Raw genomic sequence first — 25,796 nt, forward strand, 5'->3', positions numbered from 1 at the left:
AAATATGTTTATTGTTGACAGTCATTGTCATTTAGATTCGTTAGATTATGAAAAATTACACAGCAATGTTGATGAGGTAATTGAAAAAGCGAAAGCAAGAGGGGTGAAACATTTGCTTTCCATCGGTGTTGCTTTAAATCGTTTTCAGGCGATGAAAACATTGTTGGCACATCGTGACGAGGTTTCTTTTTCTTGCGGCGTTCACCCATTGGATCTTGCCGGTGAAACTTTTGACCGTCAGCGTTTAGAGCGATATGCCAAAGATGAGAAAGTCATCGCAATCGGTGAAATCGGGCTGGATTATTATTATGATCAGGATCGTAAAAACGAGCAGTTAGACGCTTTTTCCCAGCAAATCGAAGTGGCGAATCAGTTAAATAAGCCGGTGATTGTTCATACCCGCGACGCCCGTGAAGATACGATTCGGTTATTACGGGAAAATCACGCGGAAAAGTGCGGCGGCGTTATTCATTGTTTTACGGAAAATCTGGAGTTTGCAAAACAAGCGCTAGATTTAGGGTTTTATATTTCCTGCTCGGGCATTGTGACCTTCAAAAATGCGGAAGAAATCCGTGATGTGGTTCGTTATGTGCCTGCGGATCGGCTGCTGGTGGAAACGGACTCTCCTTATCTTGCGCCGGTTCCTTATCGCGGCAAACAAAATCAACCGGCTTACACACGGGAAGTATGCGAATATGTGGCGGCGTTAAAAGGTGTTTCGGCGGAAGAATTCGCGTTGATTACAACGCAAAATTTTGAGCGTCTGTTTAAAATTAACGTGCTATAATCAACTCAATCTGTTGAAAAGGTGAAATCTATGCGTAAATTCATTAAATATTTTCTGCTAACGGTGGTTTTTGTATTCCATGTTGTTTTATTTGCAGGGATTAACTACGTATTCCCTCATTATGAAACCACCAAAATCACAGGCGTTGAAGTAAAACGTGTGGATAAAGACGGTCCGATAACCAAAGCTAATCCCGCCGACGGTCCGACCCGTGACGTTTATTATATTTATACTCAGCAACCGGACAAACAAAAACCGATGGTTTACCGTAACGAAGATACGCGCTGGGGATTTCCTTTCTATTTCAAATTCGGTTCCGCCGATTTACAGGCTAAAGCCTCAACCTTTGCGCAGGATCAACGGCTGGTAGAAATAAAATATTATGGCTGGCGAATTGTGATGTTTGACGAATTCCGTAATGCCGTATCAATGCGGGAAGTGACGGAAGATTCGGGCTCTCATCCGATTTTAAGTTATATTTTCTATTTTTTAGGCATAATTACTTTATTTTTCTCCATTCAATTAATTCGTGGCTGGTTTGACAGCGAAGCATAAGAATAAGGGCGCTAACGGCGTCCTGCTTTTCATTTAGGCGTCCTTAAATAAAGGTTAAGGCGCGAAGTAGAGTAAAAAAGAAAATTATGGGTTTATTTGAAGCAATATTTATTTTATTTCTGCTAATTGTGATTAGTGCGATTATTTCGTCTTCCGAGATTTCACTTGCGGGTGCAAGAAAGATTAAATTGCAAAGTTTAGCGAATGAAGGCGATACTCGTGCCGAAAAAGTACTGAAATTACAGGAACATCCGGGGCGTTTTATTACCGTGGTGCAAATCGGTCTGAATATGGTGGCGATTTTCGGCGGTATGATCGGTGAAAGTGCGCTGCGCCCTTATATCCAACAAACAATTCACCAATATACCAATGCGCCCTGGGTTGACGGCGCCGCTTCCTGCGCATCGTTTGTGGTGGTCACGGCAGCGTTTATTCTGCTGGCGGATTTAATGCCAAAACGCATTGCCATTACTTATCCGGAACAAGTGGCATTACGTACGGTAGGCGTGATGTCATTCTGTATTGTTATTTTCAAACCTTTGGTATTATTGTTCGATTCCGTGGCTAACGGTTTATTCCGTTTACTAAAAATCTCAACGGTACGACACGACAGCATGACTTCGGAAGATATTGTCGCTGTGGTGGATGCCGGTGCTGAGGCGGGCGTGTTGAAAGCGCAGGAGCATTATCTCATCGAAAATATTTTTGATATGCAGGAACGTACCGTCACCTCAACCATGACCACGAGAGAAAATATCGTCTTTTTGAACCGCACTTTTGACCGGCAGAAAGTCATGGAAACCCTAACTAAAGACAGCCATTCAAAAGTTTTGATTTGCGACAACGGCTTGGATCGTATTTTAGGTTATGTGGAATCACACACTTTGCTTACGCTTTATTTGCGGGAAGAGCAGGTTTCCCTGACGGATCAACGTATTTTGCGCAAACCCTTGTTTATTCCCGATACTTTATCGCTTTATGAAGTACTTGAGCTTTTCAAATCTTCCGGTGAGGATTTTGCGGTAATCGTTAACGAGTACGCCTTAGTTGTGGGTATTTGTACTTTAAACGATGTCATGAGCATTGTAATGGGCGAGTTGGTATCCAGCGAAGAAGAACAAATCGTCCGCCGTGACGAAGATTCGTGGCTTATTGACGGCGCAACGCCGTTGGAAGACGTAATGCGGGCCTTGAATATTGAAAGTTTTCCCGATTGGGAAAATTATGAAACTATCAGTGGCTTTATGATGTATATGTTACGTAAAATTCCAAAGAAAACAGATTTTGTACTTTACGATAAATATAAATTTGAAATTATCGATACGGAAAATTTCAAAATTGACCAATTGATGGTGTCGATTCGTAAAGATTTGAACGAGCAAAATTAGCCTCTAACTCAAATAATAAATAAAGATAAACAAACCCTAATGATGATGGGAGCGCTTTTAGCGCTCTTGTTATTTCATTCAACAACATAAGGATTTTTCATGCCAGAACCTCGTTTTGTCCATTTGCGTGTACATAGTGATTTTTCCATGATTGACGGAATAGCCAAAGTAAAACCTTTGGTGAAAACCTGTGTGCAGGAAAATATGGTGGCAATGGCGCTCACGGATTTTACTAACTTCTGCGGTTTAGTGAAGTTTTACGGTGAGGCGTTAGGTTCCGGTATCAAGCCGATTATGGGTGCCGATGTGTCGGTGAAAAGCGATCTTTGCGGTGACGAGCATTTTGAATTGACTTTATTGGCGAAAAATAATGCAGGCTATAAAAATATTACCTTATTGCTTTCTAAAGCCTATCAACGCGGTTATGAGGATGTGCCTTATATCGATCAGGATTGGTTGGCGGAATATAACGAAGGAATTATTGTTCTTTCCGGCGGTCGCAAAGGGGATGTAGGCAAAAAATTATTAAAAACCGGTGCCGCCGATGAAGTGGAAAGTGCGGTCGGTTTTTATCAAAAATATTTCCCCGATCATTATTATCTAAGCCTCAGCCGCACCGGTCATAACGAAGAAGAAACATATATTAAAACGGCCCTTAAGTTGGCCGAAAAACATAATTTACCCGTTGTCGCCACTAATGACGTAGTATTTTTAAAATCGGAGGATTTTGAAGCCCATGAAATCAGGGTAGCGATTCACGACGGTTTTACTCTAGATGATCCGAAACGCCCGAAACTTTATAGCGACCGGCAATATTTCCGTTCCGAACAGGAAATGTGTGAGCTTTTTGCCGATATTCCTTCCGCTCTGGAAAATACTTTATTGATTGCACAGCGTTGCAACGTGACCATCCGTTTGGGCGAATATTTCTTGCCTCAGTTCCCAACCGGCGAGTTGAGTACCGAAGATTATTTGATCAAGCGCGCTAAAGACGGCTTGGAAGAGCGTTTAAAGGTACTATTCCCCGATGAAAAAGAACGTGAGGAAAAGCGTCCCGCTTATGACGAGCGTTTAGATACCGAACTGGGCGTGATTAACCAGATGGGATTCCCCGGCTACTTTTTAATCGTAATGGAATTTATTCAGTGGTCGAAGGATAATAATATTCCGGTAGGGCCGGGGCGCGGTTCCGGTGCGGGATCATTAGTCGCTTACGCACTGAAAATTACGGATTTGGATCCTCTTGAATTCGATTTGCTGTTTGAACGTTTTCTAAATCCGGAACGGGTTTCTATGCCTGACTTCGACGTGGACTTCTGTATGGATAACCGCGATAAAGTGATAGAACATGTGGCGGATATGTACGGACGCGGCGCCGTATCGCAAATTATCACCTTTGGTACCATGGCGGCAAAAGCGGTAATTCGAGATGTAGGGCGGGTCTTAGGGCATCCTTACGGCTTTGTGGATCGTATTTCAAAACTGATTCCGCCGGATCCGGGTATGACTTTAGCTAAAGCTTTTGATGCCGAACCTCAACTGCAGCAGATTTACGATAGCGATGAAGAAGTCAAAGCGCTGATTGATATGGCGCGCAAACTGGAGGGGGTCACGCGTAATGCCGGTAAACATGCCGGCGGAGTGGTGATTTCACCGACTTTAATTACCGATTTCTCTCCTCTTTATTGCGATAGTGAAGGTAAACATCCTGTTACCCATTTTGATAAAAATGACGTGGAATATGCAGGGTTGGTCAAATTCGACTTTTTAGGTTTACGTACGCTTACCATCATTAAATGGGCGCTGGATATGATTAACGCCCGTATGGATCGGGATGGTAAGCCTCATATTGATATTAACCATATTCCGTTGGATGATCCCGAGTCTTTCAATTTATTGCTGAAATCGGAAACTACGGCGGTGTTCCAGTTGGAATCCCGCGGTATGAAAGACCTGATTAAACGTCTTCAGCCGGACTGTTTTGAGGATATTATCGCGTTGGTGGCTTTATTCCGTCCGGGACCGCTTGAATCCGGCATGGTGCAAAATTTTATCGACCGTAAACATGGACGTGAAGAAGTGGCGTACCCTGATGCGCAATATCAGCACGAATGTTTGAAACCGATTTTAGAGCCGACCTACGGCGTTATCGTTTATCAAGAACAGGTTATGCAAATCGCTCAGGAACTGGCCGGCTATACGCTGGGCGGGGCGGACTTATTACGCCGTGCCATGGGTAAGAAGAAACCGGAAGAAATGGCAAAACAACGTTCCGTATTCGAAAAGGGCGCTATCGAAAAAGGCATTGACGGCGAACTTGCCATGAAGATTTTCGACTTGGTGGAAAAATTTGCCGGTTACGGTTTTAATAAATCTCACTCGGCGGCTTACGCTTTGGTTTCATATCAAACCCTATGGCTGAAAACCCATTATCCGGCGGAATTTATGGCGGCGGTAATGACTTCCGAAATGGATAACACCGATAAGATTGTCGGGTTATATGACGAATGTTTGCGCATGGGATTAACCGTTACGCCGCCGGATATCAACACCGGCAAGCATCATTTCAGCGTAAATGATCACGGTGAAATCGTCTATGGTATCGGTGCGATTAAAGGCGTGGGCGAAGGTCCGATTGAAGCTCTTGTTTCAGCTCGTGAAAAAGGCGGGATTTTTAAAGATTTGTTTGATCTCTGTGCCCGCGTCGACTTGAAAAAAATTAACCGCCGTACCTTTGAAAGTCTGATTATGTCCGGCGCTTTTGATAAATTAGGACCGCACCGCGCCGCCCTTTCCAAAAATCTGGAAGATGCGCTGAAAGCTTCGGATCAGCATGCAAAAGATGAAGCGGCGGGGCAAGCCGATATGTTCGGCGTATTGACAGAAAGCCCGGAAGAGGTGGAAATCGCTTATGCGAATACGCCTCGCTGGTCGGAAAAACAAATTCTTGACGGCGAGCGGGAAACGCTGGGCTTATATTTGAGCAGCCATCCTATCAGCCGTTATTTGAAAGAATTATCCCATTACAGCCCGAATCGGTTGAAGGATTTAGTCCCGAATATTCGCGGGCAGGTCAGTACCGCCAGTGGCTTGGTGGTGGCTTCCCGTTTTGCGGTAACGAAAAAAGGTAACCGACTTGGTATCGCCACTCTTGACGACCGCTCCGGGCGCTTAGATATTACGCTATTTGCCGAAGCGTTAGAAAAATTCGGAGAGAAATTACAAAAAGACAGTGTCGTTGTGGTGTCCGGTCAGGTGAGTTTTGATGATTTCACTCAAGGTTTACGTATGTCGGTACGAGATTTAATGACCTTAGACGAAGCCCGCAGTCGTTATGCCAAGAGTTTAGCCATTAGTCTGAGTCAGCAACAAATTACGCCGCAGTTTCTCAAACGGTTTAAAAGCGTGATTGAACCTTATAGCGGCGGTACTATGCCGATTAATGTGTATTATCAAAGTCCGCAAGGCAGAGCGTTGTTAAAACTGGGCATTCAATGGTATATCAAACCGACGGACGAGCTATTAAGCGAGCTGGTGAATATGTTGGGTGAAAGTGCGGTAGAACTGGAATTTGAATAATGGAAAAAGTGCGGTCAAAAATTTCGTTTTTTTGGCCGCACTTTTCTGGTTTCTCTAAAGAAAAGGATAATTAATGAATAAAATATGAAAATTTTATTTGTTATCCGCATAAATTGTTTTTTCAGACGGCTTCCGATGAAACGGTCTGTCGTCTGAAAACTGAAATACTAATGGTTTTCCGGTATTTTATCTTCAGGCAGGATTAAGTTCAGAATCAGCGCCAATAGCGAACCTACGGTAATCCCCGAACCTAACACTTCTTTGAAAAAGTGCGGTAATTTATCAAGCAATTCCGGACGGGTTGTCACCGCTAAGCCGCATCCGATGGAAATGGCGATAATCAGCCCGTTGCGTTTACTTCGCGGGATATTATCTAACATCTGAATCCCCGCCGCGATAATCATTGCAAACATCATCAACCCGGCGCCGCCTAAAACAGGTAAAGGAATAGACACGATTAACGCCCCGAATACCGGGAATAAACCGGCTAACGCCAGTAGTACGCCGGTTAATGCAACCACATGGCGGCTTGCCACACCGGTTAACGAGATTACACCGATATTTTGTGAAAACGAGGAGAACGGAGTAGTGGACATAATCGCCGCTAATGCGGAGCCTAAACCGTCGCAAAGCACGCCGCCGCGTAAATGTTTGCCGGTGATTTCCGTTTGCGTAGCGTTACCGAGGGCTAAGAAATTACCGCTTGATTCGACAATAGTCACCAAATAAGCGATAGACATACCGATAATACCTGAAATCGGGAAGGCTAATCCGAAGTGCAGCGGTTGCGGTACGGCAAAAGTTTGCGCGTTATTCACGCCGTCAAAACTTACCCAACCTAAACAAAGCGCGACCACATAACCGGTCATCATACCGATGACGATCGCCGCCGCAGAGAAAATACCTTTTCCCCATTGCACAAGGGTAACCACAATCACTAAAACAAATGTCGCCATGAGCAGGTTTTCCGGTGTTGCATAATTTTCATCACCGACCTGACCGCCGGCAAACCAGTCAACGGCAACCGGAATTAAACTCAAACCGATCATCATTACCACAGTACCGGTTACGACAGGCGGGAAAAGTTTACGAATATAGGGCATAAAGAAACTGCCGATAATCATCACCAGAGAACCCACCAGAGAGGCGCCCATAATGCCGGCAACGCCGTATTCGCTAAAACCGATGGCTAAAGCGGCGGCAACAAAGGTAAAACTTGTTCCCATCACGCTTGGTAAACGAATTCCGATAGGTCCGATACCGCGACATTGAATAATTGTCACCACACCGGAAATTAACAACGCGGCGTTAACCAGCGTAATGGTATCTTCCGTCGGCAATTTTAATACGTTACCGATTACCAAAGGCACCGCAATAATACCACCGAGCGCCGCCAGTAAATGTTGCGCCGCAAGTAACAGACTCAAACCGAAGGGCGGTTTGTCTTCCACCGAATAAAGTAAATTATTGTTCATAGTTAAATCTCATAGAAAAAAGTAGGCGAATTATACTTGAAAATTTTCTTTAAGCAAACGTTTGCGTTTATTTCGTACGTTAGTTAAATTTGAGATTAAAAGTGCGGTCGGATTTGAGCGAATTTTTGTTATAGCGCAGTCTGTCCGATTTTATATATGGGGATTTGGTTTTGTTTTCGGAATGTACAAGTAGGACAAAGATGATGCGGATTGGGTAGCACCGACAAAATATGTTAAGGAAGATTAGTTTTAGGTGTAGTATAAAAAGGCAGATCAATAAAATCGGGAAAAATAACATGGCAAAACAAGATTTAAAACGACATATTTTTGATTATGTGCTTACCCAATACGGTTCGGAAGCGGAGTATTTGTGGAAAAGTTATCCTGATTTTGCGGTATTTCGTCATCAGGATAATCGCAAATGGTATGCCATTGTTATGAATGTGGAGAAAGAAAAGTTAGGGCTTGCCGGCAGCGGAAAAATAAATGTGATGAATGTGAAGTGCAGCCCTGAAATGCTGAGTCTGTTTTTAGCGCAAGAGGGTTTTTTACCTGCTTACCACATGAATAAATCGCATTGGCTAACCATTCGTTTAGACGGTTCAGTGGATAAAGAAACCGTTTGTTTTTTACTGAACGGCAGTTTTGATTTGACGGCGACCAAACAAGTGAAAAAGAAATTGGGTATTATGCGCTATTCAGAGTGGATTGTACCTGCCAACCCCAAATATTATGATGTAGAGAATGAGCTGCATGAGGGCAAGGAAATTTTTTGGAAGCAAAGTAATAATGTGGACGTGGACGATATCGTTTATATTTATGTGACAGAACCTACGGCGGCAATTCGTTATAAATGTTTAGTGCTGGAAGTAAATATTCCGTACAAATACCGGCATGAGGAATTACAAATTAAGCGGGTGATGAAAATTCGTTGTTTAAAAGAATATGACAGAAAGTTGTTCACCAGAGATAAAATGGCGCAATTCGGCGTTTCGGCCGTGAGAGGTCCGCGCCATATGCCTTATAGTTTAAAGCGGGAAATTGATAATTTGACAAATGATGAGGTAAGCGTTTAAAAGTGCGGTAGAAATTTTCGGAATTTTATTTTGATTTCTTTTTATTTCGACTTCTAAGGAACAATGTTTATGTCGATTTCGGCAAAATTAAAAGGTTGGCACTATGCTTTTGCCTGTTATGCAATTTGGGGAACATTCCCGATTTATTGGTATCCGTTAAATAGTTCCGCTATGCCTGCGGATCAAATTTTAGCGCAGCGGATTGTATGGTCGGTAGTATTTGCCGTTTTTCTGTTAATTATTTTTAAGCAGAGCAGAGCGGTTTTGAGAGCCTTTACCAAACCTAAAATTCTGGCGATCTTTTTTCTTTCTTCTTTTTTAATTGCGCTTAACTGGTTAGTTTATCTGTGGGCGATTACCAATCATCATGTGCTTGATGCGAGCCTTGGTTATTTTATCAATCCGTTATTTAATGTTTTTTTAGGGCGGTTGGTTTTTAAAGAACGATTAAATAAGCCTCAGCTTCTGGCGCTATGCTTTGCTACCGCCGGTATTCTTTGGCTGGCAATTCCGGCAGGACAGATTCCTTGGGTGGCGTTATTATTAGCCGGTAGTTTCGGATTTTATGCCTTAATCCGTAAATTAGCGCCGATGGAGGCTTTAGCTGGGTTAGCTTTAGAGACTTTATTACTTTCGCCTTTTGCATTAGCTTATTTATTCTTTTGTTATACCCAAAACACGCTGGTTTTTTCCGAATTAAATTCATTGCAATTGGGCGTATTATTAGGCTCTGGAGCAGCAACTACCATTCCATTGCTTTGGTTTGCTATGGGGGCAAGACAAATCTCGATGTCATTACTCGGTATGTTGCAATATATTTCGCCGACTCTCCAGTTTCTTTGCGGATCTCTGCTTTTCGGTGAGGCGCTATCTATTACCCGATTGATTGGATATAGTTTGGTTTGGATTGGCGTTGCGATATTTTTGTTGGCGATGAGAAAGAAAATGCAAAATAAATAGGGGCGCTAATAGCGCCCGTTGTTATATCTGGTAAAGCCTGATTACAATAAAAGTGCGGTAAAAATTTTCGAATTTTTGACCGCACTTTTAGTTTATTTGTTATCTGGAGACAACTTCTTTAGTAAATGCTTCCATTTCTGCTTTTCTCCATGGGGTAGAGAAGAACAGGGTATCTCTTTTACCGGATTCGCTATCTAGAGGTCGGACGCCGAATTCCTGACTTAATTTTTGTTGTACTTCAGGTGAAGTAAGCCAATGAATAAATACTAATGATGCAGCGGGATTAGGTGCATTTTTGGCAATGGTCGCAACATTACCGCCACCCGGCATACCGAATTGAGGTACATAGAATTTTAAACGGGTTGTGATAGCGCCTTGTTTTTGTAAACTGAACAAGTGATCCTGCCAGGCCGAAACAAGAACTAACTCACCGTCATTTAAACGGGTCAGGCTATCGGCGTTAGAGGCGGTACGAATCATGACATTTTTACGGGCATTAAACCATTCCCAGGTTTTTTTCCAGTTGGCTACTTGCGCCGCATCTACCGTAGGTGTCATATAATCATATTCACCGTTTACATAAACCAATGCGCGCTGGATAAAGGCATTTCCCGAACTGCCGCCGTTAGGGTCGGAATAGCCGAATTTTTTAGGATTTTGTTGGATATAATTTTCTACGTCTTGCCAGCTTTGAGGGAGTTGATCTTCTGTAATCCGTAGCGGATCATATGCAAAACCGGTTTGATTTCCCCAGTAACCGACGGCGGTTTCACCTAAATCCACACCTTGTAAGAAATGATTTAATTTACCGAAATTCGGTAACTGTTTGATGTTTGCCAATACGCCGTTATTTGTCACATTGCTAACCCGATCCGCACTGAGTACAACAACGTCCATTTTCCCTTTTTCTAAATTTTTTTCAGCAATAAGTTTATTGATATTGCCGTCTAAAGTACCTTCAGGCACTTTTACCTGAATACCGTATTGTTTTTCAAATTCTTTTACGAATACGCGGAATTGGGGTTGTAAATACCATACGCTGACGGTCAGTTTGCCCTCTTTCTTAGCTTGAGCTTCAATATCAGGCCAAGATTTATCGGTTAAATTTTCCGCTTGCGCAAAGTTTGCTACGGCGAGCGCCGTAATGGTGAGGGATAAGGCTTTTCGTAATATGTTTCGCATAGATTACTCCTTGCTTGTGTTAATTATGCTTTTCCTGTGGATTGAGATAAATAATTACCTTTTAATAATTTTTCGATAATCATCATTAATATAATGTTCGGTACCAATAAAATAATAGAGACTACGGCTGCATTCGGTCTGATGAACGAATAACCTAAGAACGAATATAAAATTGTCGGCACGGTAATAAAGTCAGGCGAACCGATAACAAAAGAGATAGCGAATTCTTCAATACTTTTCACCAGACAAAAGATGATTGAGGCGAGGAAGCTCGGTTTTAACATCGGCATATAAACGTCTTTAAAAACGGTGAATTTTGACGCGCCTAAATCTCGGGAGGCCTCTATCAGATCCTGCGGTACGGAGGAGAAACCGGCGGACAGAATACGAATGGCATAAGGCAAGGTTAATACGACATGCCCGATGACAATACCAACGAAGGGGTTACTGATATTTAAATCCAATAGCATTCGGCTGAAAAATAATGCGATGATCATACCGGGAATAACCAATGGAATTAGGGTGAGTAATTCGGCAATTTTTTTCCCTCTGAATTCCATTCGCCCGAAAGCGTAAGCCGTAGGAATAGACAGGCTAATAGTAATCAAGGATACCGTCGGTGCTATGGTATAACTATTAAACATGGCTTCCGGCAAGGAAGTGTTTTCCCATACCATTTGCCAGCGTTCCAACGAGAGTGACGGTGGGAGAATATCCGGATAACTCCAAGGCTGTTTAGGATCAACCAAAGACCATAACCCAGCCATTAAAAACGGTAAAACCAGCCAAATAAAATTCACTAAAACGAAGAAAGTAAGAGAAATCCGGGCAATTATTTTGCTGTTTTTGGTTGTAATTTTAGCTGAACTCATTTTATGTCTCCCCGTTTAACCGCTAACGGTTTGATTATGATTGATACTAATATTGTGAAAAAAGCGGATGTTAACATAATCATCATCGCCATTACGGCACTTTGATTCCATTCTTCAAATTCATAAGCGGACATTTGCATTAAGCGCGCTAAAGAATAAGTACTGCGGGGACCTGCAATACTGTAAAAGGCAAAATCGCCTAATGCGCCGATAAAAATTAATATGAAGGAAACCTGCACCGCAGTTAAAGTCAGTGGAAAAATAACATAACGGAAACGTTGCCAGGAGGTTGAACCTAAATTAGCTGCGGCATCCAATAGATCCGTTTTCAGTGAGTTGACCGCTCCGCCAATTAAAATCAAAGCAAAAGGAATATTTTTCCACATTTGCAGAATAACGACCCCCCAACCGAATTCGTCATTTTGTAATGTTTTGGGTTCATGCCAAATACCTAAAAATACCATGGTTTCATTTAAGATACCGTGGTAAGAAATCATATTGACAAAAAGAAACGCGGCGACTAATCCGGGGACTAACATTGGAGCGCGCAGGATAGTAATGATAGTGACTTTTGCCGGTAATTCGTTGCGTAACCACATAGCTATCGGGTAAGAAACAATAATAGAAAGAATTGCGCCTAATAATGAGACTTTAACCGAATAAATATAGGAGCTCTGAAAGACCGAATTAGTTAGCACATCATGCCAATATTGCAAGGTGAAACGGCTGTCTTCACCGCTTATATTATATAAACCGAGGCTTTGAGTGACGACAATGTAAAAGGTCGACCCCATAAGAAACAGAATCGTACCTAAACCGCTGCATAATAATAACCATGCTTTTAAATCTTTTTTTATCCCTTTCATTTTACAGACTCCAAAAATTTAATTGCATCACGCGGAACGCAGAACGACAGTTGATAATTTTCTGTTAATTGAGGGAATTTTGTTAATTGTAAGCGCAGTTTTTGTTCTTTATCATCCTTGCGTATGAGCGCTTGAATTTCTGTAATATTACCCATGAAAGCGGTATGAGTAACATCAACCGTCAACATATTTTCTTTATTTTCCGAAGCCGGCACGATTTCAATATCTTCAGGGCGGAAGCAAATATAAATATGATCAGACTGAGGTTTTATTTCCGAATAAACAGTGAAATTACCATAAATGGAATTTACCTCATAAAGGTTGTTTTCCATTTCTTTTACATGCGCCTCGGTAATATTGGCAATGCCAATAAAATCGGCGACAAAACGGTTAATCGGATGATGATAAATTTCTTGCGGCGAACCGATTTGCTCAATTTTTCCTTTATTCAGTACGATGATTTTATCCGACATTGATAAGGCTTCGGCCTGATCATGGGTCACATAAATACTGGTCAGATTATATTGTTTGGAAAGTTGTTTAATCTCAAATCTTACGCTTTCACGTAATTTTGCGTCTAAATTCGAAAGCGGTTCATCAAATAAAATAACATCGGGGCGGGTTACCATTGCCCGGGCTAACGCCACCCGTTGTTGCTGACCGCCGGACAATTCATTCGGTAATTTAAGACGATGGATTTCTAAATCCATTTGTTTGATCGCTAAATCAAGCCGTTGTTTTTGTTCATTAATATCAATTTTACGTTGCTTCAGACCATAACAAATATTGTGCGAAACGTTTAAGTGCGGGAAAAGAGCGTAGGATTGAAAACACATTGCTGTATTACGCTTTTCCGGCGGGATTTCATTGACATTTTTACCGCCGATTAGAATTTCACCTTCGTCCGCAATATGAAACCCCGCAATCAGTTTGAGTAAAGATGTTTTCCCGCAACCGCTTGGACCCAACAAGGTAACAAATTCGCCTTCTTCAGCCGTAAAGCTGATATTATTTGCAGCATAAAAATCACCAAATTTTTTAGTAATATTCTTTATTTCTAGTTTTGCCATGTCAGTTTGCTCCATACATCTTTTACTCTATTTTAAGTAAGGATTACGCTCGGAACCGGAAAAAGTCAATATACAAGGGAAGGGTAAGTTTAAAACTGTGATTTTTCTCACAAAGTTGAGGAAGGTGAGGTTAAAATTTAGACAGAAATAATCTATATAATATAATTTAATTTATGCTGAGAAACAGGGACTAAAAAACCCGGCAAAACCGGGTTTTTGCATATAAGTCCTTAAAACGGAATATCATCATCAAAGTTATCCATTGCGGGTTCCGCTGCCGGCGCCGGACGGGTTGCAGGTTGTTGACGAGCTGCACTCGCTTGAGGTCTTGAGAATGATTGGTTTGGCTGTGGTGCGGCGAAGCCCGCATCGGCAGTTTGACCGCGACCGCCTAACATTTGCAGTACGTCGCCTTGAATTTCCGTAGTGTAACGATCCTGACCGTTCTGATCCTGCCATTTCCGGGTACGTAAACGACCTTCCACATAAACCTGCGAACCTTTACGTAAATATTCGCCGGCCACTTCCGCCTGACGACGATAAAATACGATACGGTGCCATTCCGTTACTTCGCGACGTTCGCCGGTGTTTTTATCCGTCCAGCTTTCACTGGTTGCAACACTGATATTGGCAACCGCTTCACCATTGGGCATGGTGCGAATTTCCGGATCATTACCTAAGTGTCCGACGATAATGACTTTATTAATTCCTGCCATAATTTCCTCTATGTTTTATTTTAAAAATTTGTCTTATTTTGCCCGAAAACCGAGAAAAAATCCATAAAATTTAACTGGATATTTTCACAGTTTATAAAATATGCGATAATGCTCGCAATTTTGAAAAATTTTGGCTTAAATTTAGGATGTTATGGACGTTATAGATATTCGTGGGGCGAGAACACATAATCTTAAAAATATCAATTTGATTATTCCTCGCGATAAATTAATTGTAATCACGGGGCTTTCCGGTTCGGGTAAATCCTCTCTTGCTTTTGATACTCTTTACGCAGAAGGGCAGCGCCGTTACGTGGAATCGCTTTCCGCTTATGCCCGTCAATTTTTATCCTTAATGGAAAAACCGGACGTGGATCATATTGAGGGCTTGTCGCCTGCGATTTCTATTGAACAGAAATCCACTTCCCATAATCCTCGTTCAACAGTAGGAACCATCACTGAAATTCATGATTATCTGCGTTTGTTGTTTGCCCGGGTGGGTGAGCCGCGTTGCCCGACGCATAATTTGGCGTTAACTGCGCAGACTATTTCCCAAATGGTGGATAAAGTGCTGACATTACCGGAAGGCCGTAAAATGATGTTGCTTGCGCCGGTGGTAAAAGCCCGTAAAGGGGAACATGTCAAAATTCTGGAACACATTGCCGCACAAGGTTATATTCGAGCCCGCATTGACGGCGAGATTTGTGATTTATCCGATCCGCCGAAATTGGAATTACAGAAAAAGCATACTATCGAAGTGGTGGTGGATCGTTTTAAAGTACGCGCCGATTTGGCGACGCGTCTGGCGGAATCTTTTGAAACCGCACTCGAACTTTCCGGCGGTACGGCGGTTGTCGCCGATATGGAAGATGCAAAAGCCGAAGAATTAGTGTTTTCCGCCAATTTCGCCTGCCCCCACTGCGGATATTCCGTGCCGGAACTCGAACCTCGTTTATTTTCTTTCAATAACCCTGCCGGCGCTTGTCCGACTTGTGACGGTTTAGGCGTGCAACAATATTTTGATGAAAAACGGGTGGTTCAAAATCCTGCGGTTTCTCTTGCCGGAGGTGCGGTAAAAGGTTGGGATCGCCGTAATTTCTATTATTATCAAATGCTGACCTCCCTTGCCGAACATTATCATTTTGATATTGAGGCGCCTTATGAGGAATTACAAAAAAATATTCAACAGGTCATCATGAACGGTTCCGGCAAAGAGGAAATCGAATTTAAATATATGAATGATCGTGGTGACGTCGTCGTTCGTCGTCATCCGTTTGAAGGTATTCTAAATAATATGGCTCGTCGTTATAAAGAGACGGAGTCAATGTCGGTGCGTGAAGAACTAGCAAAAAACATTAGTAACCGCCCTTGTTCCGACTGTGGCGGTTCCCGTCTGCGCCCTGAAGCCCGGCATGTGTATATCGGGCAAACAAATTTGCCGGATATTTCTGAAATGAGTATCGGCGAAGCCTATTCGTTTTTTGAAAAACTGGCATTAGCGGGGCAAAAAGCACAGATTGCAGAGAAAATTTTAAAGGAAATTAAAGAACGGTTATCCTTCTTGGTGAACGTGGGATTGAATTACCTTTCCCTTTCCCGTTCGGCGGAAACCTTATCCGGCGGTGAGGCACAACGTATTCGCCTTGCCAGCCAAATCGGCGCCGGGCTGGTGGGCGTAATGTACGTGCTGGACGAACCCTCTATCGGGTTGCATCAGCGCGATAATGAACGGTTACTTAATACATTGATTCATTTAAGAAATTTAGGTAATACGGTTATCGTCGTGGAACATGATGAAGATGCAATCCGACTGGCGGATCATATTATTGATATCGGACCGGGTGCGGGCGTTCACGGCGGAAATGTGATTGCCGAAGGAACGGCGGAACAGATTATGCAAAATCCGAATTCTATTACCGGTAAATTTTTATCCGGTGAGGAAGAGATCGAAATTCCGCAAAAACGTACCGCAGTTGATAAAAAGAAATTTCTGCATTTAAACGGCGCTGCGGGCAACAACCTTAAAAATGTGAATTTAGCCCTTCCGGTCGGTTTGTTTACCTGTATTACCGGGGTGTCGGGTTCGGGAAAATCGACCCTGATCAACGATACTTTATTCCCGATTGCGCAAAATGTGTTAAATCGTGCCGATAATATTGAATATGCGCCTTACAAATCCATTGAAGGGTTAGAGTTTTTCGATAAAGTCATTAATATTGACCAAAGCCCGATCGGGCGGACACCTCGTTCGAATCCGGCGACTTACACCGGGCTATTCACGCCGATTCGCGAATTATTTGCCGGCGTACCGGAGTCGCGTGCCCGCGGTTATAACCCCGGACGATTTAGCTTTAATGTACGCGGCGGGCGTTGCGAGGCCTGCCAGGGTGACGGTGTGTTAAAAGTTGAAATGCATTTCTTGCCTGATGTTTATGTGCCTTGTGATCAATGTAAAGGCAAGCGTTATAATCGTGAAACGCTGGAAATCCGTTACAAAGGTAAAACCATTCATCAGGTGCTGGATATGACGGTGGAAGAGGCGCGGGAATTTTTTGATGTTGTTCCGATGATTGCCCGTAAACTACAAACGTTGATTGATGTGGGTTTGTCCTATATTCGTTTAGGACAGTCTTCAACAACCCTTTCCGGCGGCGAAGCGCAACGTGTCAAGCTGGCGACGGAATTATCGAAACGGGATACGGGGAAAACCCTTTATATTCTTGACGAGCCGACAACCGGTTTACATTTTGCCGATATTAAACAGTTGCTTGAAGTATTGCATCGTTTACGAAATCAAGGCAATACCATTGTGGTTATCGAGCATAATCTTGATGTTATTAAAACCGCCGACTGGATTGTGGATTTAGGGCCTGAAGGCGGTAGTGGCGGCGGTGAAATTATCGCAACCGGTACGCCGGAAGAAGTGGCGCAAAATCCGCTTTCCCATACGGGGCGATTCTTAAAACCGATTTTAGCGAAAAAATAAAATTTTTGACCGCACTTTTCAATTTATAATTAAAAGTGCGGTCTTTTTTATTCTATTTTTTTATTTTGATGTAGCTCACAAAAATCAAAATTAATCGTATTAGTTAATCCATTCAGCAATTTTTATCCCCTCGCTTATATTGCCCTCTTTATTTCTTTTAATTATACTTCCCCTCATTATAGGTAACTATAAGTAGTTAATTTTTATATCTTTTTAAAGAGGTGGGATAAGGAAATGTCGAAACGCAAAAAAATTTCAATGTGGGCTGCGGCTGTTTTGCTGGTGATTGGTGCTTTATTGTTATTGGGCAGTCAATATGTCATGAAGGCGACCAGTTCTACGGAATTTTGCGTAAGCTGCCATTCAATGGAATATCCTGCCGAAGAATGGAAAGCATCCGGTCATTTTTCCAATACAAAAGGAATAAGAGCGGAATGCGCAGATTGTCATATTCCTCATGACGGCATTGATTACGTCAAAGCTAAAGTTATTGCGTTAAAAGATGTATGGTTCACTTTGACTAATAAAATCCCTGACCGGGCTACGTTCGAAGAACAGCGCGGAGAACTGGCTCAACGGGTTTGGGATGAAATGAAAGCGAATGATTCCGCTACCTGCCGTTCTTGTCATAATGAAGATGCCATGATTGTTTCGGAACAATCGGATTCCGCGCAAAAAATGCATAAACTCGCAAAAGAAACCAATCAAACCTGTATTGATTGTCATAAAGGGCTGGTTCATTTTATGCCGGAGACACATGCGGTTGCTTCCGTTCAGGAAAATGTACCGCCACAAGCGGTGCAAATTGTCGATAATCAGCCTTTGTATGCTTCCAATGTTTCAACGGCAACGCTGATTGACGGCGGTGAGGCGCGTTTATTGCCTTATGCCGAATTGGCAAACTGGAAAGAAGAAGACAATAACTTTATCGGTACTATTGAAGGTTGGCAACAAACGGGAGCCGAAAGCTTAATTTATAAGGAGTTAGGTAAGCGTATTAATGTTGCGGTATTAAATGAGGAAGCTAAAACTCATGTAAATGTAGTTAACACCGTTCATGATGAAGTGACCGATTCGGATTGGAAAAAAGTAAACATTAACGTTAGCGTACCGAAAAGTGCGGTTACTTCTAACTTAGAATCTTTAAATCAATACGGCCATAATTTAAACCAAACTCATTGCAGCGGTTGCCATGCGGCGATTGGAGCGGATCATTACACGGCCAACCAATGGATTGGGGTAGTCAATTCAATGAAAGATCGTACGTCCATGACGGCGAATGAAGTAAGAGCGCTTACTATCTACTTGCAACGTCATGCAAAAGATATGCACTAACTTTTATGACCTAACAGGGGAATAAATATGAAAAAAGTAAATAACAGTCGTCGTAACTTTTTAAAAAGTTCATCCTTGGGATTTGCCGGTGCTTCTATGGCAACCGCAACTACCGGCGGCATAACAGGTTTATTGTCAGTTACCGCTAATGCGGCGGAAACAAACTCAAAAACAGTAGTTACCGCAGCCCATTGGGGGCCTTTAGGTGTGGTGGTTGAAAATGGCAAAGTAGTGAAATCAGGACCGGCTATTGCGGCACCGATTGAAAACGAATTACAGTCTGTGGTTGCCGATCAACTTTACAGTGAAGCTCGGGTTAAATATCCGATGGTTCGTAAAGGTTATCTTGACGGCAACCAAGATCGTAGTTTGCGCGGTCATGATACGTGGGTTCGTATTTCGTGGGAGCAGGCGTTTGATCTTGTTGCAAAAGAAATGAAACGTGTGCGGGAAACTTACGGCGCTTCAGGTATTTTTGCCGGATCCTACGGTTGGTATAGTTCGGGCGCTTTGCATGCCGCCCGTACTTTACTGCACCGCTATATGAATATTACCGGCGGTTTTGTCGGCACAAAAGGCGATTATTCAACCGGAGCGGCTCAAGTGATTATGCCGCACGTATTGGGTACCATTGAAGTTTACGAACAACAAACCAGCTGGGAAGTGATTCTTGAAAGTTCCGATACGATTGTTTTATGGGGCGCCAATCCGTTAGCGACGATGCGTATTGCCTGGACTTCAACGGATCAGAAAGGTCTTGAATATTTTAAAAAATTCAAAGAAACGGGTAAACGTATTATTTGTATCGACCCGGTTCGCAGCGAAAGTTGCGAATATTTAGGTGCTGAATGGATTCCTATAAACACGGGAACGGATGTGCCGTTAATGTTAGGTATCGCTCATACTTTAGTTAACGAGAATAAACATGATAAAGAATTCTTGAAAAACTATACTACCGGCTATGATAAATTCGAAGAATATTTGTTAGGTAAAATTGATAATCAACCTAAAACTGCGGAATGGGCGGAAAAAATTTGCGGTGTGCCGGCACAAACTATCAAACAATTAGCTGCGGATTTTTCTGCGAAACGAACAATGTTAATGGGCGGTTGGGGTATGCAACGTCAACGCCACGGCGAACAATCCCACTGGATGATGGTGACACTGGCTTCAATGCTTGGTCAAATCGGCTTACCGGGCGGCGGATTCGGGTTGAGTTATCATTACTCAAACGGCGGTGTGCCAACGGCAAGAGGCGGTATTTTAGGTTCTATTACGGCAAATCCCTCAACCCAGGCCGGCGCGAAAACCTGGTTGGACGACGTATCTAAATTCTCCTTCCCGTTAGCCCGTATTTCCGATGCGTTATTAAACCCGGGTAAAACCATTCAATATAACGGCACGGAAGTTACCTATCCGGATATTAAATTAATTTATTGGGCGGGCGGTAATCCGTTTGTTCATCATCAGGATACCAACACCATGGTAAAAGCCTGGCAAAAACCGGAAACTATTATTGTTAATGAAGTGAATTGGACACCGACGGCGCGTATGGCGGATATCGTTCTTCCGGCAACGACCAGCTATGAACGCAATGACTTAACTATGTCCGGCGATTATTCAATGATGAATATTTTTCCGATGAAACAAGTGGTGGAACCTCAATTCGAAGCAAAAAGCGACTATGATATTTTTGCCGAACTTGCCAAACGTGCGGGCGTTGAAGAACAGTTCACCGAAGGCAAAACTGAAATGCAATGGTTGAAAGGTTTCTATGAAACGGCGTTTAATGCCGCCCGGGCAAATCGAGTATTAATGCCTAAATTCGATGATTTCTGGAATGAAAACAAACCTATTACCTTTAATCCGACGGATAGTGCGAAAAAATGGGTGCGTTATGCCGAATTCCGCGAAGATCCGCTGTTAAATCCGTTGGGAACGCCTTCCGGTAAAATTGAAATTTATTCAAACACGATTGCTAAGATGAATTACGACGACTGCAAAGGCTATCCGAGTTGGATGGAACCGGAAGAATTTGCCGGCAATGTAACTGCAGAAGAACCTTTAGCGTTGGTAACGCCTCATCCTTATTATCGTTTACATAGCCAGCTTGCCCATACCTCATTACGGGAAAAATATGCGGTGAAAGATCGCGAACCCGTACTGATTCATAAGGATGATGCGGCGGCGCGCGGTATTGCAAACGGCGATATTGTCCGGGTATTTAATAAACGCGGTCAGGTTTTAACCGGTGCGGTGGTGACTGACGGGGTGATTAAAGGCACTGTAGCAATTCATGAAGGCGCTTGGTATGATCCGCTGGATCTCGGACAAACAGAGCGACCTTTATGCAAAAACGGTTGTGTCAATGTGTTAACTCGAGATGAAGGAACATCAAAACTGGCACAAGGCAATTCGCCGAATACCTGTATTGTGCAAGTTGAAAAATATACGGGAGAAGTGCCCGAAGTCACCGTATTTAAGCAACCAAAAATCGCTTAAAATTGACCGCACTTTTTATCTCGGTCTGATTTGATTTAACGAATGACATAAAATCCCAGTCTAATATTTTGATAGATTGGGATTTTTCTTTTAATTATTCCGCTTTATTTGAAATTTCTGTAAAATTCACTGTCAAAAAAACGGATTTTTTGATACATTTAGCACAATTTTTTGCAAACTCCATATAGAGTTTTAACCATTTTTAATTTATTAACGGAATTCGTATGTTATTTAAAAAAATTCGTGGTTTATTTTCCAACGACTTATCTATCGATTTAGGTACGGCAAACACCTTAATTTATGTGAAAGGTCAGGGTATTGTACTTGATGAACCTTCAGTGGTGGCAATTCGTAAGGATCGCGTAGGCTCATTAAAAAGTATCATTGCGGTGGGTAAAGATGCCAAAATGATGCTTGGTCGTACTTCGAACAACATTGATGCCATTCGCCCGATGAAAGACGGCGTAATTGCCGATTTTTTCGTAACCGAAAAAATGTTGCAGCATTTTATCAAACAAGTACATAGCGGCAATTTCTTGCGTCCTAGCCCTCGCGTCTTAATTTGTGTGCCTGCAGGCGCAACTCAGGTTGAACGCCGCGCGATTAAAGAATCGGCAATCGGTGCGGGTGCTCGCGAAGTATATTTAATTGAAGAGCCGATGGCTGCGGCAATCGGTGCGAAATTACCTGTTTCAACCCCAACGGGTTCGATGGTTATTGACATCGGCGGCGGTACCACTGAAATTGCGGTAATTGCTTTAAACGGTGTGGCTTATTCTTCATCAGTCCGTATCGGTGGTGACCGTTTTGATGAAGCGATTATCGCTTATGTTCGCCGTACTTTCGGTTCTATTATCGGCGAAGCGACAGCAGAACATATCAAACAAGAAATCGGTACCGCTTATATTCAGGATGAAAGCGAAGTAAAAGAACTTGAAGTTTATGGCAGTAATCTGGCCGAAGGGGCGCCTCGTGCGTTTCGTTTAACTTCTCATGATGTGTTGGAAGCTATTCAGCAACCGCTTGACGGCATTGTTACGGCAATGCGAACTGCGCTTGAAGAATGTAAACCTGAACATGCGGCGGATATTTATGAACGTGGTATGGTTCTTACCGGCGGCGGCGCATTATTACGCAATATTGATGTATTGCTTTCTAAAGAATCGGGCGTACCGGTAGTGGTTGCCGAAGACCCGCTAACTTGTGTTGCTCGCGGTGGCGGCGAAGCCTTGGAAATGATCGATAAACATGGCGGCGATATCTTTAGTGAAGATTAATCTTAATTAATAACCTCATGATAATTAAGTAAAAAAAAGTGCGGTAATTTTCACCGCACTTTTGATTTAGTAATTGGTATAAATAGTAACGATATGAAAGCAATTTTCACCAAAGCGCCTTCGCTTGGGTTACGTCTTGTTCTTGCCGTGATGTTGTCTGTCGGCATGATCCTGTTTGACGGGCAGACTAATATAATGATCCAAACCCGTAATTTTATTGATACGGCAGTAGGCGGCTTATACTATTTGGCAAATACACCGCGAACAGTGCTGGATAATGTATCGGATAATCTGGTTGATACCAATAAATTGCAAATCGAAAATAAAGTTCTTAAACAACAACTCCGTGAGAAAAACGCCGATCTTCTTTTGTTGGATCAATTAAAAGTTGAAAACCAGCGTTTACGCCTCCTATTAAATTCTCCTTTACGTACTGACGAATATAAAAAAATAGCCGAAATTCTAACCGCAGAAACGGACGTTTACCGCCAACAAGTAGTTATTAACCAAGGTCGGAATGACGGCGCTTATGTAGGACAACCCGTTATTGATGAAAAAGGTGTAATCGGGCAGATTATTTCTGTGGGAGAGGCCGCCAGCCGAGTATTACTGCTGAGCGATGTTACTCATTCCATTCCCGTGCAGGTGCTGCGTAATGATGTGCGTGTGATTGCGAGCGGTACGGGCAGAACCGATGAATTAACGCTGGATAATGTGCCGCGTTCTGTGGATATAGTGAAAGGGGATTTATTGGTGACCTCCGGTTTAGGCGGACGATTCCCTGAAGGTTATCCGGTTGCGGTGGTCGAAAATGTATCTCGTGACGGTTCAAATTATTTTGCCACGGTTAGCGCGAAACCTTTGGCTTCTTTAGAGCGGTTACGTTACGTTTTATTGGTATGGCCCGCCGGCGACGATATCCACAAGGCGCGAGCGGCTTCGCCGGAAGATGTACGTAATGCGGTGAAACAACGTTTGGCGAATACGGCTTCCGAACAAAAGAAAATTCCGGTAACGGAAGATGATGCGACAAAAGCGCCGGTACAACTAAATAATAGCGAAGAAAACATTCCTTCGCCGGAAAATCTTCCGGAGATGAACCGTAATGATACGCAAGTGGATCCCGAGCTAAAAGAGCATAGAGAGGAAGATTAATGAAAGGCAATTTCTTTGTACAATTATTCGCATTATTAGCGATATTTATTGTGGCGTTAGTACTGGAAATTTCGCCTTGGCCCGCAGGATTTCATAGCTTTAAACCTGCCTGGTTGGTTTTGGCATTAACCTACTGGGTTTTGGCTTTACCCACAAGAATTAATATCGGCACGGCATTCATATTCGGTGTTGTTTGGGATGTATTGCTTGGTACCGTATTGGGCGTTCATGCGCTCGTGTTGTCCTGTTTTGCTTATTTAATTGCCCGTTACCATCAGATTTTGCGTAACTTATCCCTTTGGCAACAAAGTTTGTTGATTGTCTTGTTAGTATTCTTTGTTCGTCTGGGTGTTTTCCTGCTTGAACTCTTTATTCACAGCGCCGAGTTTGACTGGAAAGAAATCTTCGGTGCGCTAATCAGCGGATTATTATGGCCTTGGGTATTTTTATTATTGCGTAAAATCCGCCGTCAATTAGGTTTGCATTAGTTATCTTATAATTAAAATGGAAAATATAACATGGTTTGTAAGACTGTTGCTGTCGTAACCTCAACAATAGGAAGAGAATCGTTGGAGCGCGCAATCCGGAGTGTACACACGCAGACCTATCCTTGTCGGCATTATGTATTTGTTGACGGTGAACAATTTCATTCCTCGGCTAAAGCTATTCTTGATAAATATCCTCATGTCATTGCCCTGTATCTTCCGATGAATACAGGTGCCAACGGTTGGTTTAACAGCTATATTAATGCTGCCGCTCCATTTTTGGTAAAAGAGGATATTCTTTGTTTTCTTGATGACGACAATACTTACCGACCGAATCATATTCAAACTATCGTAGATTGTTTTAATGCCGAATCGAATTTGGATTTTGCTTACAGCCTGAGAAATTTTGTTCGTCCGGGCGGCGCATTCGTCGTTCGGGATGATTATCAATCTCTTGGTCGTTATGTTCATAAATTGGTATCCGGATGCACCTATAATATACATGTTCAAGGGAAAAAGATTCCTGTAGTATGTCGTTTTTCTAAACAAAATTTAATCGATGTCAACTGTATGGCGTTGTCTCTCGTTTGTGCCAGAAGGGTTGCAAATATCTGGTGCGAGCGAGGATATGGAAATGATAAGGCGGTGACGGATTATCTGTTAGCAAATACTAAAGGCGAGATGACCGGTCGTTATACGGTGGATTATACGATTAATTATCGAGACGCGTTTTCGACTTATGACGAGTTTGCTCAGTATTTATCTGAAAATTTTGCCAAAGAGATTGCTGAAAAATTTCTGACATTATTCAGCCAAGAGAATATTGATGCTTATTTCGGCGAAAGACCTTGGGCAAAAGAATAATAAAAAGTGCGGTCAAAAAATCTTGAGTTTTTTCGACCGCACTTTTTTATGATTTATTTTTAACGCAAAAACGCCGGAATTTTACTTTCGTAAGCGGCGATAGCGTCTTCGTGCTGAAGGGTTAAACCGATATTGTCCAAGCCTTCCAACAAGCAGTGGCGGCGGAATTCGTCCAAATCAAAATGATAGACTTTTTCACCGACAGTGACGGTTTTCGCTTCTAAATCCACGTCGATTTTTTTACCCGGATTTGCCCACACCCATTGGAAAATCTCTTCCACTTCCTGCTCGCTTAATTTAATCGGCAACATATGGTTGTTTAAACTGTTGTTGTAGAAAATATCCGCAAAACTCGGCGCGATCATCACTTTGAAACCATAGTCGGCCAATGCCCAAGGGGCGTGTTCGCGAGACGAACCGCAACCTAAATTTTTGCGGGCAAGTAAAATACTGGCGCCCTGATATTGCGGGAAATTCAACACGAATTCCGGATTCGGTTGGGTTTCCTCCGCATCTAAATAGCGCCATTCATGGAATAAATGTTTGCCGAAACCTACGCGGGTGATGGCCTGTAAAAATTGTTTCGGAATGATTGCGTCGGTGTCCACGTTTGCTGCGTCCAGTGGAACCACTAAGCCTGAGTGTTGTTTTAAGCCTGCCATTTTATCT

General features: G+C 42.7%; 20 protein-coding genes. 13 read left to right on the top strand and 7 right to left on the bottom strand.

What is annotated here, in order from left to right; genetic code table 11:
- The first annotated feature begins 4 nt into the window (after positions 1-4).
- The 4 genes from MS_RS02670 to dnaE all read left to right on the top strand — a co-directional run bounded on the left by MS_RS02670 (position 5) and on the right by dnaE (position 6,309).
- Entirely contained in the window at positions 5-787 is a 783-nt protein-coding gene (locus tag MS_RS02670; protein ID WP_011199750.1) for a TatD family hydrolase, read from the top strand.
- 30 nt (positions 788-817) lie between these two features.
- On the top strand, positions 818-1,342 hold the full coding sequence (locus MS_RS02675; RefSeq protein WP_041639564.1) for a DUF1523 family protein: 525 nt from the start codon (positions 818-820) through the stop codon (positions 1,340-1,342).
- A gap of 86 nt (positions 1,343-1,428) precedes the next feature.
- On the top strand, positions 1,429-2,730 hold the full coding sequence (locus MS_RS02680; RefSeq protein WP_011199752.1) for a hemolysin family protein: 1,302 nt from the start codon (positions 1,429-1,431) through the stop codon (positions 2,728-2,730).
- Positions 2,731-2,829: 99 nt separating this feature from the next.
- Positions 2,830-6,309, top strand: coding sequence for a DNA polymerase III subunit alpha (gene dnaE / locus MS_RS02685; protein WP_011199753.1), 3,480 nt, complete (start codon positions 2,830-2,832; stop codon positions 6,307-6,309).
- A 167-nt stretch (positions 6,310-6,476) separates the two neighbouring features.
- Here the strand turns inward: dnaE and MS_RS02690 are convergent, their stop codons facing one another.
- On the bottom strand, positions 6,477-7,784 hold the full coding sequence (locus MS_RS02690) for a nucleobase:cation symporter-2 family protein (protein ID WP_011199754.1): 1,308 nt from the start codon (positions 7,782-7,784) through the stop codon (positions 6,477-6,479).
- 296 nt (positions 7,785-8,080) lie between these two features.
- Here MS_RS02690 and MS_RS02695 point away from each other — a divergent pair, with 296 nt between their 5' ends.
- Both MS_RS02695 and rarD read left to right on the top strand, forming a co-directional pair.
- On the top strand, positions 8,081-8,860 hold the full coding sequence (locus MS_RS02695) for an MmcQ/YjbR family DNA-binding protein (protein WP_041639566.1): 780 nt from the start codon (positions 8,081-8,083) through the stop codon (positions 8,858-8,860).
- A gap of 69 nt (positions 8,861-8,929) precedes the next feature.
- The gene (rarD, locus tag MS_RS02700; RefSeq protein WP_041639568.1) at positions 8,930-9,820 is read left to right on the top strand and encodes an EamA family transporter RarD; all 891 of its coding nucleotides are present in this window, start codon (positions 8,930-8,932) and stop codon (positions 9,818-9,820) included.
- 99 nt (positions 9,821-9,919) lie between these two features.
- Here the strand turns inward: rarD and MS_RS02705 are convergent, their stop codons facing one another.
- From MS_RS02705 to MS_RS02725, 5 genes are all read right to left on the bottom strand, one after another.
- Complete coding sequence (locus MS_RS02705) at positions 9,920-11,002, bottom strand: extracellular solute-binding protein (protein ID WP_011199759.1); 1,083 nt, start codon at positions 11,000-11,002, stop codon at positions 9,920-9,922.
- A gap of 23 nt (positions 11,003-11,025) precedes the next feature.
- Positions 11,026-11,874, bottom strand: a complete 849-nt coding sequence (locus tag MS_RS02710; RefSeq protein ID WP_011199760.1) for an ABC transporter permease — start codon at positions 11,872-11,874, stop codon at positions 11,026-11,028.
- Complete coding sequence (locus tag MS_RS02715; RefSeq protein WP_011199761.1) at positions 11,871-12,740, bottom strand: ABC transporter permease; 870 nt, start codon at positions 12,738-12,740, stop codon at positions 11,871-11,873. The genes MS_RS02710 and MS_RS02715 overlap by 4 nt, the downstream gene beginning before the upstream one ends.
- Positions 12,737-13,810 carry an ABC transporter ATP-binding protein gene (locus tag MS_RS02720; protein ID WP_041639569.1) on the bottom strand — a complete coding sequence of 358 codons (1,074 nt, stop codon included), beginning with the start codon at positions 13,808-13,810 and terminating at the stop codon, positions 12,737-12,739. The genes MS_RS02715 and MS_RS02720 overlap by 4 nt, the downstream gene beginning before the upstream one ends.
- A gap of 230 nt (positions 13,811-14,040) precedes the next feature.
- Entirely contained in the window at positions 14,041-14,526 is a 486-nt protein-coding gene (locus MS_RS02725; RefSeq protein ID WP_011199764.1) for a single-stranded DNA-binding protein, read from the bottom strand.
- 151 nt (positions 14,527-14,677) lie between these two features.
- On the opposite strand from MS_RS02725, the gene uvrA reads away from it, so the two are divergent.
- The 7 genes from uvrA (at position 14,678) to MS_RS02760 (ending at position 25,127) form a co-directional block, all read left to right on the top strand.
- Positions 14,678-17,509, top strand: coding sequence for an excinuclease ABC subunit UvrA (uvrA, locus tag MS_RS02730; RefSeq protein ID WP_011199765.1), 2,832 nt, complete (start codon positions 14,678-14,680; stop codon positions 17,507-17,509).
- A gap of 234 nt (positions 17,510-17,743) precedes the next feature.
- The gene (locus MS_RS02735) at positions 17,744-18,844 is read left to right on the top strand and encodes a NapC/NirT family cytochrome c (RefSeq protein ID WP_011199766.1); all 1,101 of its coding nucleotides are present in this window, start codon (positions 17,744-17,746) and stop codon (positions 18,842-18,844) included.
- A 27-nt stretch (positions 18,845-18,871) separates the two neighbouring features.
- Positions 18,872-21,346, top strand: a complete 2,475-nt coding sequence (gene torA, locus MS_RS02740) for a trimethylamine-N-oxide reductase TorA (protein WP_011199767.1) — start codon at positions 18,872-18,874, stop codon at positions 21,344-21,346.
- 224 nt (positions 21,347-21,570) lie between these two features.
- Positions 21,571-22,623, top strand: coding sequence for a rod shape-determining protein (locus tag MS_RS02745; protein ID WP_011199769.1), 1,053 nt, complete (start codon positions 21,571-21,573; stop codon positions 22,621-22,623).
- A gap of 93 nt (positions 22,624-22,716) precedes the next feature.
- Positions 22,717-23,778, top strand: coding sequence for a rod shape-determining protein MreC (gene mreC / locus MS_RS02750; RefSeq protein ID WP_011199771.1), 1,062 nt, complete (start codon positions 22,717-22,719; stop codon positions 23,776-23,778).
- Positions 23,778-24,266, top strand: coding sequence for a rod shape-determining protein MreD (mreD, locus tag MS_RS02755; protein ID WP_011199772.1), 489 nt, complete (start codon positions 23,778-23,780; stop codon positions 24,264-24,266). The genes mreC and mreD overlap by 1 nt, the downstream gene beginning before the upstream one ends.
- Positions 24,267-24,296: 30 nt before the next feature.
- Positions 24,297-25,127 (top strand): glycosyltransferase family 2 protein, encoded by an 831-nt coding sequence (locus MS_RS02760; protein ID WP_011199773.1) that lies wholly within the window; start codon positions 24,297-24,299, stop codon positions 25,125-25,127.
- 59 nt (positions 25,128-25,186) lie between these two features.
- Here the strand turns inward: MS_RS02760 and leuD are convergent, their stop codons facing one another.
- Entirely contained in the window at positions 25,187-25,789 is a 603-nt protein-coding gene (gene leuD / locus MS_RS02765) for a 3-isopropylmalate dehydratase small subunit (protein ID WP_011199774.1), read from the bottom strand.
- Between the last annotated feature and the right edge of the window lie 7 nt (positions 25,790-25,796).

The sequence above is a fragment of the [Mannheimia] succiniciproducens MBEL55E genome, assembly GCF_000007745.1.
In the GTDB taxonomy this organism is placed as follows: domain Bacteria; phylum Pseudomonadota; class Gammaproteobacteria; order Enterobacterales; family Pasteurellaceae; genus Basfia; species Basfia succiniciproducens.

What these genes read in the sequence shown, in the direction of transcription:
- MS_RS02760 (WP_011199773.1), top strand. Translation starts at nt 24,297, where the DNA reads ATGGTTTGTAAGACTGTTGCTGTCGTAACCTCAACAATAGGAAGAGAA.
- rarD (WP_041639568.1), top strand. Translation starts at nt 8,930, where the DNA reads ATGTCGATTTCGGCAAAATTAAAAGGTTGGCACTATGCTTTTGCCTGT.
- torA (WP_011199767.1), top strand. Translation starts at nt 18,872, where the DNA reads ATGAAAAAAGTAAATAACAGTCGTCGTAACTTTTTAAAAAGTTCATCC.
- MS_RS02705 (WP_011199759.1), bottom strand. Translation starts at nt 11,002, where the DNA reads ATGCGAAACATATTACGAAAAGCCTTATCCCTCACCATTACGGCGCTC.
- MS_RS02690 (WP_011199754.1), bottom strand. Translation starts at nt 7,784, where the DNA reads ATGAACAATAATTTACTTTATTCGGTGGAAGACAAACCGCCCTTCGGT.
- MS_RS02745 (WP_011199769.1), top strand. Translation starts at nt 21,571, where the DNA reads ATGTTATTTAAAAAAATTCGTGGTTTATTTTCCAACGACTTATCTATC.
- MS_RS02680 (WP_011199752.1), top strand. Translation starts at nt 1,429, where the DNA reads ATGGGTTTATTTGAAGCAATATTTATTTTATTTCTGCTAATTGTGATT.
- mreC (WP_011199771.1), top strand. Translation starts at nt 22,717, where the DNA reads ATGAAAGCAATTTTCACCAAAGCGCCTTCGCTTGGGTTACGTCTTGTT.
- uvrA (WP_011199765.1), top strand. Translation starts at nt 14,678, where the DNA reads ATGGACGTTATAGATATTCGTGGGGCGAGAACACATAATCTTAAAAAT.
- MS_RS02670 (WP_011199750.1), top strand. Translation starts at nt 5, where the DNA reads ATGTTTATTGTTGACAGTCATTGTCATTTAGATTCGTTAGATTATGAA.
- mreD (WP_011199772.1), top strand. Translation starts at nt 23,778, where the DNA reads ATGAAAGGCAATTTCTTTGTACAATTATTCGCATTATTAGCGATATTT.
- MS_RS02735 (WP_011199766.1), top strand. Translation starts at nt 17,744, where the DNA reads ATGTCGAAACGCAAAAAAATTTCAATGTGGGCTGCGGCTGTTTTGCTG.
- MS_RS02725 (WP_011199764.1), bottom strand. Translation starts at nt 14,526, where the DNA reads ATGGCAGGAATTAATAAAGTCATTATCGTCGGACACTTAGGTAATGAT.
- leuD (WP_011199774.1), bottom strand. Translation starts at nt 25,789, where the DNA reads ATGGCAGGCTTAAAACAACACTCAGGCTTAGTGGTTCCACTGGACGCA.
- MS_RS02675 (WP_041639564.1), top strand. Translation starts at nt 818, where the DNA reads ATGCGTAAATTCATTAAATATTTTCTGCTAACGGTGGTTTTTGTATTC.
- MS_RS02710 (WP_011199760.1), bottom strand. Translation starts at nt 11,874, where the DNA reads ATGAGTTCAGCTAAAATTACAACCAAAAACAGCAAAATAATTGCCCGG.
- MS_RS02720 (WP_041639569.1), bottom strand. Translation starts at nt 13,810, where the DNA reads ATGGCAAAACTAGAAATAAAGAATATTACTAAAAAATTTGGTGATTTT.
- dnaE (WP_011199753.1), top strand. Translation starts at nt 2,830, where the DNA reads ATGCCAGAACCTCGTTTTGTCCATTTGCGTGTACATAGTGATTTTTCC.
- MS_RS02715 (WP_011199761.1), bottom strand. Translation starts at nt 12,740, where the DNA reads ATGAAAGGGATAAAAAAAGATTTAAAAGCATGGTTATTATTATGCAGC.
- MS_RS02695 (WP_041639566.1), top strand. Translation starts at nt 8,081, where the DNA reads ATGGCAAAACAAGATTTAAAACGACATATTTTTGATTATGTGCTTACC.